Here is a 10,000-nt window from a genome sequence, read left to right as displayed (position 1 = left end):
CGATCATCGGATCAAAGAAGGGCGGGTTTAAAAAACCAGCCGGGGCGATGATCCGGTTATGGACAAGATCATAGTGTGCCTCAACACCATGCGGGGATACATACCAGACATCCGGGTCTGAGGGCTCACCAGAGAGCTGCAGGCTCCCGTTGGTGAAATATTCAGTCAGGGCCAGCATGTTTTCAAGGTATGACGTGTCTTCGATGGTCAGGTTCCTATACTGCCCCCACTCCTCCGGGTATCCTGCCTGCTCTTTCAGGTAATCCATCTTTAAAAGGGCAATATCCTTCGTCTCCTGACTCATCCAGGAGAGGTTCTGCACTCGTTCCCTCATTACCTCCCTGATATTCCGGACTATCTCTTCTGCCTTTGCCTTATCAGAAGCACTGAAATACCGGTCCACATACAGATGGGCGATCGGGTTTCCGAGATAGAGGTTCATGATGTCAAAGATCCGATCCTTTTGTGGTGTTATCTCCCCTTTTGAGAGTTTCACATCATAAAATTCATAATACCGCTCCTGCATTTCCGGGGTGGCATAAGGAGCTGCATACTGGAGAACCCGCCAGGTCAGGAAGAGTTTCAGATCTTCAATCGGTTCTGATGAGAGTATTCTTCCCACTTCCCGGAGGTAGTGTGGGTTCATAATGTAAATCTCCTGAAGATCAGGTCTTCCTGATCTCTCCAGAAGAGCATCCCAGCTGATACCTGGAAAGAGGGTACGCAGATCCGCCACCTGGTATGTTCCGGCTTTGAGTTCTTCTGAGGAGTTTGCATGGGACGTATTGATCCCCATCTCGGCCTGAGCCATCCGGCGCTCAATCCTGAATACCACATCGGCTGCATGAAGGGCCTTTTCACGGTCCATACCCCGTTCCATGAAGGTTGTAGACACATACTCCTTCATCAGATCCTGAACTCTGACAGCCTCATCAAATTCAAGTTCATAGAATGGAGGGAACCGGATGGTGAAATCTCCAGTCTCTATGGTCGCGATAAGCTCCCTTCTCTTCTCCGGGTTTTCATCAATATACAGGATAAAAAATGGGTCAAGTCCCCGTGCGGTGAGATTTGATGTGACAATGCGAATCTCACTCCGATCCGATGCCTGTGCAATTTCGTCAAGTTCATCCTGGACCGGGGTAAGTCCTGTCCTTGCATTTGACTCATCATTCAGTGCTGCACGGTAAAATGATCCAAGTAACTGCCGGGGGGTTCCCTTTTCTGCATCATAATCTGATGCTGCCTCTTCTACAAGGGCTCTCACCCGGCTGTCAACCATGTCTTTTACTTCTTCAAATGCAGTATAGAATTTTTTATCTTCAGGGACCGGATGGTCGGCAATCCAGTGGTAATTTGCGTATGAAAAGAAATCCTCTCCTGGATCAATTGACAGGTTCATACCTGGAGGCGTTGCTGTGGAGATCGGAGTGCCAAGTACCGGACCGGTCAGGACCAGAATGGCGATCAGGACTGATACGGGAACCATAGGAGAATATATCTTCTTCCTGATAGTAATTCCAGAATGTTTTTCGCGCGATGTATTCTGAAAGATGATAGTATTGGAATTCATAATCGGATATTCCTTGTAAAACATGAACTGATGGGAAGCCCTCTTGGCTTATGACATAAAAGATGTAAGAACTGCAATGGATCCAACTGATAACCAGTATCATTTCGTTCTTATCATCATTGTTATATCACTCATTATCGCTGCAGGAATATCTGTTTTTTTTACCGCCGGACCAGGTCCGGTACAGAGCAGCAACACATCGCTCATTCCTTACATCTCCGACAGTTCAGGACAGGATCAGAGTTCTGCAAAAAGCTGGATTGTACGAATTTTATGGGTTGACCACCAGAACCGGACCTACTCTTTTCAGGATTATCCACAGGAAACAAGGCCGGATCCTGATGTGTATACCTTTCAAGGGGATCCTCCGGCCGGGGCAGAGGCAGCCATGATCCGGTTTCTCTCCTGGGACGGGAGTACTGAACGAACACAGGGAGCGCGCTACATCATGGACCAGGAGATGGTAACATCTGTCCTGAACCGGTACAGCCTCATGGCTTCCCTGTCAGATCTCCCGGTTGCCACCCCCGTCGATACCAGGACTCCTGCACCATCCGGGACACCGGTTCCGGGGATGCTGATTCCTGAATCCGGAGTAGTATGCAGAAATGCCGATGGCTCTTATACTGCCAGATTCGGGTATGTATCCAGACATGATCACCCGGTTTCCCTGCCGGTTGGGGAATTAAATATGTTTCATCCCGGTTCTGCAGACCGGGGTCAGCCGGTTGTTTTTCTGCCAGGAATTCACCATGATGTCTTCACGATCACCTACCCAGCTGATGCAACCAACCAGGCCTGGTCTTTGATGAATAAACAGGTATCAGTCGGGACAGTCCCTGAAGTGAACACCACAATTTCTATCGAACCGGTATCAGGATATGCACCACTTGAGGTCAGATTCAGCCAGCGATCAACCGGGTCGGTGCCAAACAACCCCCTGTCAGGAACATGGAATCTTGGAGATGGAACTACATCATCACAATCAGATCCATTCTTTCACCGGTATGAAAACCCCGGACGATATATCGTCAGTTATACGGTCTCAAATCTCTGCAGCCAGGCACGGGATACGGGTGTCATTGATGTGTTTCGTGCATCATATACCTGGGATGCTGATCCCAGTAATCCCGCCATTATCAGGTTTCATTCCACATCCGGTGGGGACCCCGATGTCTGGTTCTGGGATTTTGGTGATGGATATACCTCATGGGAGGAGAGTCCTGTTCACCGGTATCAGAATCCGGGAACTTATAAAGTCGGCCTGACCTTGTCAGGAAAGCATGGGAAAGGGACCGTAGTGCATAGTATTACCGTTCCTTCTACATAGCCTTTGAAAAAATTGCCGATTATCAGGGAGAGAAGAGCAACAGAGAAAAAAACCATATCAGATTCTGGATTTTCCCGGCGGACCGAGAATTTTCTGAACGGCACCAAGAAGGTTATCTGCTATATAGGGTTTTACTACATATCCCCGAGCACCCATCCGCCTGGCAAGATCTACCATGCTCTCCTCACCAACCGATGTACACATCATCACCTTTGCGTCAGGGGCATCGATCCTGATCCTTCGCAGGACTTCAATTCCGTTGATGTCTGGCATAATGAGATCGAGCATGACCAGATTTGGCTGTAATGCATGATACTGCCTGATACCCTCTTCACCACAGGTAGCAAGGCCTGATATCTCATACCCCGCAGAGAGCAGAATGGATCTGAGGAGATTGCGATCAAAGTCTGTGTCGTCAACAATCAGGATTCCCATCTGTATGTATCCCTCGCTTTTGAACTTTTAAAAATTCCACACATTCATCCGTGCCGGGTCAGGTGCTCCGACTACTTCCTTTACGGTTGCAAGGAGGGATCTGGCCTGGAATGGTTTGATGATATACCCCTTAGCGCCATATCGCATGGCCAGGTCAACAACCGGGTCTGAATGGGCTGATGTGCAGATCAGAGCGTTTGTCTTGGCATTCTCCTTCATTAGTTTTATGAGGACCTCCATCCCGTTCATCTTCGGCATCATAAGATCTATGGTGATAAGATCAGGCTTGAGTGTTCGACTGAGCTTTATCCCCTCTTCTCCGCTTCGTGCCGTCCCGACTACCTCGTACCCTGCAGAAAGCAGGATGGAGTGAAGGACTTTCCGATCAAGATCCTCGTCGTCAATAATAAGTACCGTTGGCATATATTCTCCGGTTTATCCCGCCTCTTCAGGAAGGGTAAAGAAGAAGGTTGCTCCTTCACCGGTAGCCCCTTCTGCCCATATCCGTCCACCATGCCGGTGCACTATCCGCTGTACTGTTGCAAGGCCGATACCATTTCCCGGGAACTCCTGGTGGGAGTGAAGCCGCTGCAGAGGGATGAAGAGGAGGTTTGCTTTCTCTGATGGAAAACCTGCGCCATTGTCTTTGATAAAGAACACCCGTGTCTGACCCTGCATCAGGCTGCCTACCTGGATCTGTGCATTATCAGTATGCATCGTATACTTCCATGCATTTCCGATAAGATTTTTAAGGGCAATCTCACACAGACCCGGATCTCCAAATACCGTCAGCCCTTCTTCAACCTTCCAGTGAACCTTCCGGTCAGGATCATGCGTTGCCAGCTGACCCAGGATATCACGTGCTATACGGGAGATGTCAAGTTTCTCCATCAGGAGTGGTGCCCGTGTTACTCGTGAGAGCCGCAGAAAGTCCTCGATGAGCTGGTCCATCTGGTTTGCGGCCTGCCGGATTCTGGACAGACATTCAACACCGTCAGGGGGAAGGTACCCGGCATAGGTCTCTTCTAGGATACGGGAGAATCCATCAATAGCAATGAGTGGTGCCCGCAGATCATGCGATACTGAGTAACTGAACGAATCAAGTTCCCGGTTTGCCGCTTCCAGTTCTGCTTCAAGTCTGGATCGCTCGCGTGCCATCTCAATTGTTACGTACAGGTCACGTTCCCTGAATGGTTTTACAAGGTATCCAAAGGGACCTGCCTCTTTTGCACGGGCTATGGTCTGTTCATCGGCATATGCAGTCAGAAAAATCACCGGGATATGATACTGGCTTGAGATCCGATCTGCGGCCTGTATCCCGTCCATCTTTCCCGCCAGATGAATGTCCATGAGGATCACATCAGGCCGCGTTTTTCCAGCTTTATCTACTGCCTCTTCTCCGGTCGGAAGGGTATCAACCACTTCATATCCGTACCGGCGAAGTTTGGATGCGATAGATTCAGCCACAATTGCCTCATCTTCAACGATAAGCACCTGGGTCATATATTTCCTGCCTGTTTTGGGAAGGTAACGGTGCAGATCATTCCTGCACCCGGTTCGCTCTCAATCAGTAATGATCCACGTATCTGCCGTGCAAGGATACGCACAAGGCGCATCCCGAGACTGGAGATCTTTTCAATCTCAAATCCTGGTGGGAGACCAACGCCGTCATCCGAATACCGCATCGTGCACCCGTCATCCTCACAGGTCAGCCTGATGGTAATTAGCCCTGACGGCCGATCCACAAAGGCATATTTCATGGAATTTACCATCAGTTCATTCACGATAAGCCCGATGGTGACAGCGGTATCCAGGCTGAGCATGACACTTCCGACATCGATCTCAGTCCTGATATCTCTTACGGTTGCAAATCCCTCGGTCACCGCCTGTGCGAGATCCTCAAGGTACTGGCCGAAGGGAATACCTGCAAGTGACTCGGTCCGGTATAATGTCTCATGGACAAGGGCCATTGAGTCGATCCGCTGTTCACAATCATGGAGGGCTGAAAGGATGACTTCATCGGTGATGTACTCTTCCTGCAGCTGGAGCATGCTTGATATGATCTGCATGTTGTTCTTGACCCGGTGGTGCAGTTCACGAAAGAGTACATCCTTCTCCTCGATCATATGGTGGAGTCTCTCCTGATACCGCTTGTTCTCGGTAATATCAATGAGGATACCCCGGGTGCCGGAGAAAACCCCGTCGCGGAGGATGGGAGCGAGGGAAAGATGAATAATTCGCGGGTCCGAAGGATCTCCTGCAGCAATAAAGTCCCCGGCAACCGGCATCAGATCATTTGCGACCTTTTTCAGAATGGTGGAAAACCTGAGTTGCTCCTGCGCGGAAACCAGCTCTGATGCCATGGTGATATCGGTATCCGGAACATGTGATGCATTGAGGAGAGCGAAAACCCCACGGTTACAAAAAGTCAGCTTCCCGTTCGTGTCAGCTTCAAACAATGGTTCGGGCAGGAGATCAGCCATCTCACGAAACCGGCGTTCGCTCTCAATCAATGCCTGCTCCTGTATCCGCTGACTTGTTTTATCACGGATAAGCAGAAGGATTGCATCTTCTCCTGCATGGGAGATAGGAACACTGATGAGTTCACCATATATCTGTCGGCCATTTTTCGTTTTGAGAAATCCTTCGCCTGCTCTTGGACTCTTCTCTCTGGCCTTGGTTTTCAGGATCTCATAAAACCAGTTCTGCAGGTCAGTATCAAGAAAATCATGGAGGGGTTGTTTGATAAAGACATCAGGGCTGTCCACTTCAAAGAGTGCATTTGCAGCAGGATTCAGATATACCACAGAATTTCCGGATAAAATTGCAATGGCATCGGGAGATGTCTCCGAGAGCTGCATATACCGCTCCTCGCTTTCAATAAGAGCATCCCGAAGTGCTTCTTCAGCCTCAATTCGTGAGATGACATTTCCTATCTGTGACGCAACTCCCTCAAGAGGACCTCTTATCTCATACGGGACTTCAATCAGGTTGTCTGATGCCAGGATGAACCAGCCGGTTACCTCTTCATATCTGATAATTGGAATGAATGCCAGTGCAGTAAACCTGCTTTCAAACCGGTGCAGATCCGTCATGCTCATATAGAGCGGATCTCCGGTATTGAGGATCATTTCATCTCCAATCCTGGAAAACTCATCGTAGAGCCTGTGTAATGCTGCCCGGTATGGCCCCTGGTCAAGGAAGGGGGAGAGTCTGCCTGAATTATGGTCATGGAGATAGACTGCTCCGGTCTCAAGACCCCCTATCTCGATCGCTGCAGACAGGGAGAAGCTGAGAGCAGATTCAAGGGTTGAACTACTCGCAAGTGAGATCCCAAGTTCTCTGAGGATGGTCCCCTGCCTGTCAAGTTCCCTCTGTCTTGAGATGTCTCTGCCAACCGCCTGTATCTCCTGGATATCGAACCGGTCATCAAATATGACTCTGATTACCCAGCTGTGCCAGATGGTCTTACCCTGACTTCCCTGAAATGGCAGTTCCAGCTGGGCTGAAGGGTTGTCTGGGTCACAAAGGGAGATGACCTCTTCTATCTCCCGCTTATGGTCAGGGTAGAGGGAGTAAAATGTCACTCCGTTCAAAACATCAAACGGTATCTGAAGACTTTTTGGAAAGGCCGAGTTGACAAAAAGGATGACTCCTTCTGCATTCATCCTGCAGACAAATTCGGTCATATCCTCAACAACCGCCCGGTACCGGCGCTCTTTTTCCACAAGTGACTGTTCAGCCCGGTACTTGCTGACGCCTTTGCGGATGAAATGCGCGAGTTCAGTAAAGAGTTCCTCCGGATTTCCACCCTTTTTGATGTAAAAATCAGCCCCGGCGTTGATGGCCTCCATCGCAACATCTTCATGCCCCTTTCCGGTGAAGATGATGATGGGAATGTCAGTATTCATCTGGCGAATCTCTTTTAAAAGAACAATTCCGTCGATGTCCGGCATTTCGTAATCAATAATCAGGCAGTCAAATCCAAAGAGATCCTCCCTGGTAAGGGCTTCAGCACCGGAATTACAGATATCAACCCCGATGGAATGGACTATGGAGAGATAATCCCGGATTGCCTGGAGCATCCCAGGTTCATCATCCACAAAGAGAACCCGTATCGGAGGATCAGATACCATATTTTTACCTAGCATACTGCATCCAACAGCCCGATTTGGATTTTGCCAGTTATCGTGACAAATATACTTATCCTCTCCGGCGTAGATACACTAATCCGTTACAAAGCATTATGAAGCAATACACATATTTCCTTCTCCTTGGTGTCATCGCAATTCTTGAAGTCGGGATATTTTTCTGGTCGGTAGAGAACCTCGAACCCCTGGTTATGACCGGAGCGGTTATAATCGGGGTTTTGGCAGCCTGGATTTCAAGACAGATGGTTGATGATGTGATTACTGATGAACGCTCACACCTGATCACTGAGAAAGCTTCTCTGCGAACCCTACAGGTAATGGGGATAACGCTTTTTTCATATGCCCTGGGTGGCGTAGTAATCAGTCTTGGGGGAGACACGTTTGGACCATTCTCGTACCAGATTGCCCGGTTTTCATTCCTCCTCATGTTCATTGTCTTTCTGATGATCATCGTGTACATCCTTTTCATCTCCTGGTACGAGCGGAAATTTGGTGCCGGAGGAGAGGATGAAGAATAAGATCAAGGTTTTCAGAGCGATGCATGACATGACTCAGGAAGACCTTGCACGGGAAGTTGGCGTGACAAGACAGACCATCCTTGCAATAGAGAAGGGAAAATATGATCCTTCCCTTGAGTTAGCCTTTAAAATGGCACGCCGGTTCCATGTTACCATCGAAGAGATCTTTGTATTTGAAGAATCAGCTCCCTGAATTAGAGCTGGAAATGCGCATAATTGCTAACAAAAAGCTGAGAGTCCTTGTCCATGAGGAAAGTAGATATAACAGAATGTAAATATAACTATACATGCGCAGGAACTGCCCTGCACGAAGAGTTCGGAGGTGATACCAAAGCTGGAACGCAAAAAGCCCCACACCTACCCATCCGGTATGCCGTCCTCACCAGAGGATAATACAAAACCAGAAGAGACATGACCGGTTCAGGCAGATCCAAAAAACCCCCCATCCAGCACTCCCCGCACAATAATCTGCACTGGACCGGAAATGGATACACCCCATAAACCTTGTTTTCAGGTCCGGGATCCCCTCCCGGATCATACCTCATGACAGTAAAATTATGCTTCCTTTTCCTGGTGTGGTGATCCCAGGATTTTGGAAACTGCTGCAAGAAGTGATGAATCAGAGATAGGTTTGTGAAAGAGTGCATCAGCACCGGATCGCTTTGCAAGGTCTGCAATCATCTCATGGCAGATGGACGTGCAGATAAGAAATGAGACCATCGGACTTGTCCCCTTCATGATCCTGAGAAGGTCCATACCATTCATATCAGGCATGATAAGATCCAGCGTTACCAGGTCAGGTTCTATCTGATGAAACATGGTTATCGCTTCAGCCCCTGACGAGGCTTTACCGGTTACCAGATATCCGGCATTGCTGAGTATCTCCGCGATCTGATCCCGGTGCGCGGGTTTGTCATCAACGACCAGTATTCCTGACATGGGACAATCCTGGGTATAACTCAGCTCTTTTATTCGTCTTATTTAAAAATATGCCATGCAATACCTGCGTATGCCCGAACAGATGCTTCCTTATGGCATTGCTATCAGAAAAGCCGCATAAATACACATCTGAAAGAATGTCACCGGAATACCATATCTGCAGAATAATCGCATGGAAATATGAACTCCCTCTCGTTCTGCCTGCTGGATGATGATGACATTGCTGGCTGCACCAAGAATGGTAAGGTTTCCTGCGATGGTGCTTCCTGACGCAAGGGCCAGAATGATTGCCGGGGAAACTCCAGATGATAACAGGAGCGGCTGGAAGAGAGCTACAAATGGGACATTTGAGATAACCTGAGAGAGAAGGATGCCTGCAATCAGCACAAGCAGAATGTCCGCACCTCCAGTCTCCGGTATCATCCCCTGGAAGAATCCCGTATCATACACACTCTGCATCAGGACAAACATGGCTGCAAAGAAGATGAGGGTGTGCCAGTCTATTTTCCGAAGAAGTCTGATCCGCTCTTTTGAAAAAACCAGAACCGGAATAGCGGCGGTGATTGCAATCCACTCGATAGGAACTGCCCACCCCATCTGAAAAAGCCCGCTGATAATCTGCAGTCCGATGCCGGTGAAAATACAAAGAAAGGAGAGGTACACCGGCCATGGTTTGGTATCCGGAGAAATCTTTCCGAATCTGCATCCTTCAGCCGGGTTGCTGACTTCCCTGAAAAGCGGACGCAGGAAGAGGAAGATCACGCCAAGGGAGAGGAGAGTCGGAATGAAAAGACCTGAAAAAAAGAGGAGATAAGGGGACAATTCGGGGACATATGAGGCGATGAGATAATTCTGGGGATTTCCGATAGGGCTGAATACACTGCCGGTTGTGACCGAAAAGCAGAGGGCTATCAGTGCTCCTGGTTTTGAGACCCCAAGCCGCCCGGCCAGAAGCATGATGAGGGGTGCTCCGATGATAGCAATGGTGTCATTCATCAAAACCGCTGATAATAGTCCCATCGTCCCGATGATGAGGACCAGAAGCATGGTACCT

At 48.9% G+C, this 10,000-nt stretch carries 11 protein-coding genes; 4 read left to right on the top strand and 7 right to left on the bottom strand.

Going from position 1 to position 10,000, the window contains the following annotated elements:
- A partial coding sequence (locus LDL35_RS00210; RefSeq protein ID WP_304018306.1) for a M13 family metallopeptidase occupies positions 1-1,489 on the bottom strand: 1,489 nt, incomplete at its 3' end.
- A 160-nt stretch (positions 1,490-1,649) separates the two neighbouring features.
- Here LDL35_RS00210 and LDL35_RS00205 point away from each other — a divergent pair.
- On the top strand, positions 1,650-2,903 hold the full coding sequence (locus LDL35_RS00205; protein WP_304018304.1) for a PKD domain-containing protein: 1,254 nt from the start codon (positions 1,650-1,652) through the stop codon (positions 2,901-2,903).
- Between the two features lie 57 nt (positions 2,904-2,960).
- Here the strand turns inward: LDL35_RS00205 and LDL35_RS00200 are convergent, their stop codons facing one another.
- Genes LDL35_RS00200 through LDL35_RS00185 form a run of 4 tightly spaced genes read right to left on the bottom strand, consistent with a single transcriptional unit; the run spans position 2,961 to position 7,474 of the window.
- Positions 2,961-3,338, bottom strand: coding sequence for a response regulator (locus tag LDL35_RS00200; protein ID WP_304018303.1), 378 nt, complete (start codon positions 3,336-3,338; stop codon positions 2,961-2,963).
- A 27-nt stretch (positions 3,339-3,365) separates the two neighbouring features.
- Positions 3,366-3,761 carry a response regulator gene (locus tag LDL35_RS00195; RefSeq protein ID WP_011449978.1) on the bottom strand — a complete coding sequence of 132 codons (396 nt, stop codon included), beginning with the start codon at positions 3,759-3,761 and terminating at the stop codon, positions 3,366-3,368.
- A 12-nt stretch (positions 3,762-3,773) separates the two neighbouring features.
- The gene (locus tag LDL35_RS00190) at positions 3,774-4,841 is read right to left on the bottom strand and encodes a hybrid sensor histidine kinase/response regulator (protein ID WP_304018300.1); all 1,068 of its coding nucleotides are present in this window, start codon (positions 4,839-4,841) and stop codon (positions 3,774-3,776) included.
- Positions 4,838-7,474, bottom strand: a complete 2,637-nt coding sequence (locus LDL35_RS00185; RefSeq protein ID WP_304018299.1) for a PAS domain S-box protein — start codon at positions 7,472-7,474, stop codon at positions 4,838-4,840. The genes LDL35_RS00190 and LDL35_RS00185 overlap by 4 nt, the downstream gene beginning before the upstream one ends.
- A gap of 110 nt (positions 7,475-7,584) precedes the next feature.
- On the opposite strand from LDL35_RS00185, the gene LDL35_RS00180 reads away from it, so the two are divergent.
- The 3 genes from LDL35_RS00180 to LDL35_RS00170 are packed head-to-tail and all read left to right on the top strand — an operon-like array spanning position 7,585 to position 8,400.
- The gene (locus tag LDL35_RS00180; RefSeq protein WP_011449975.1) at positions 7,585-8,007 is read left to right on the top strand and encodes a DUF2178 domain-containing protein; all 423 of its coding nucleotides are present in this window, start codon (positions 7,585-7,587) and stop codon (positions 8,005-8,007) included.
- A complete protein-coding gene (locus LDL35_RS00175; protein ID WP_304018295.1) occupies positions 7,997-8,200 on the top strand; it encodes a helix-turn-helix transcriptional regulator in 204 nt (67 codons plus the stop codon). Before LDL35_RS00180 ends, LDL35_RS00175 begins: the two co-directional genes overlap by 11 nt.
- A 53-nt stretch (positions 8,201-8,253) precedes the next feature.
- Positions 8,254-8,400, top strand: a complete 147-nt coding sequence (locus LDL35_RS00170; RefSeq protein ID WP_304018294.1) for a hypothetical protein — start codon at positions 8,254-8,256, stop codon at positions 8,398-8,400.
- Positions 8,401-8,562: 162 nt separating this feature from the next.
- Here the strand turns inward: LDL35_RS00170 and LDL35_RS00165 are convergent, their stop codons facing one another.
- Positions 8,563-8,946, bottom strand: coding sequence for a response regulator (locus LDL35_RS00165; protein WP_304018293.1), 384 nt, complete (start codon positions 8,944-8,946; stop codon positions 8,563-8,565).
- A 90-nt stretch (positions 8,947-9,036) separates the two neighbouring features.
- The coding region (locus tag LDL35_RS00160) for an SLC13 family permease (RefSeq protein WP_304018291.1) at positions 9,037-10,000 on the bottom strand (964 nt) is incomplete at its 5' end.

The sequence above is a fragment of the Methanospirillum hungatei genome (assembly GCF_020216685.1).
Lineage (GTDB): Archaea > Halobacteriota > Methanomicrobia > Methanomicrobiales > Methanospirillaceae > Methanospirillum > Methanospirillum hungatei_B.
Note: the sequence above shows the minus strand (reverse complement) of the source record. Positions and strands in the feature narration are given on the sequence as shown.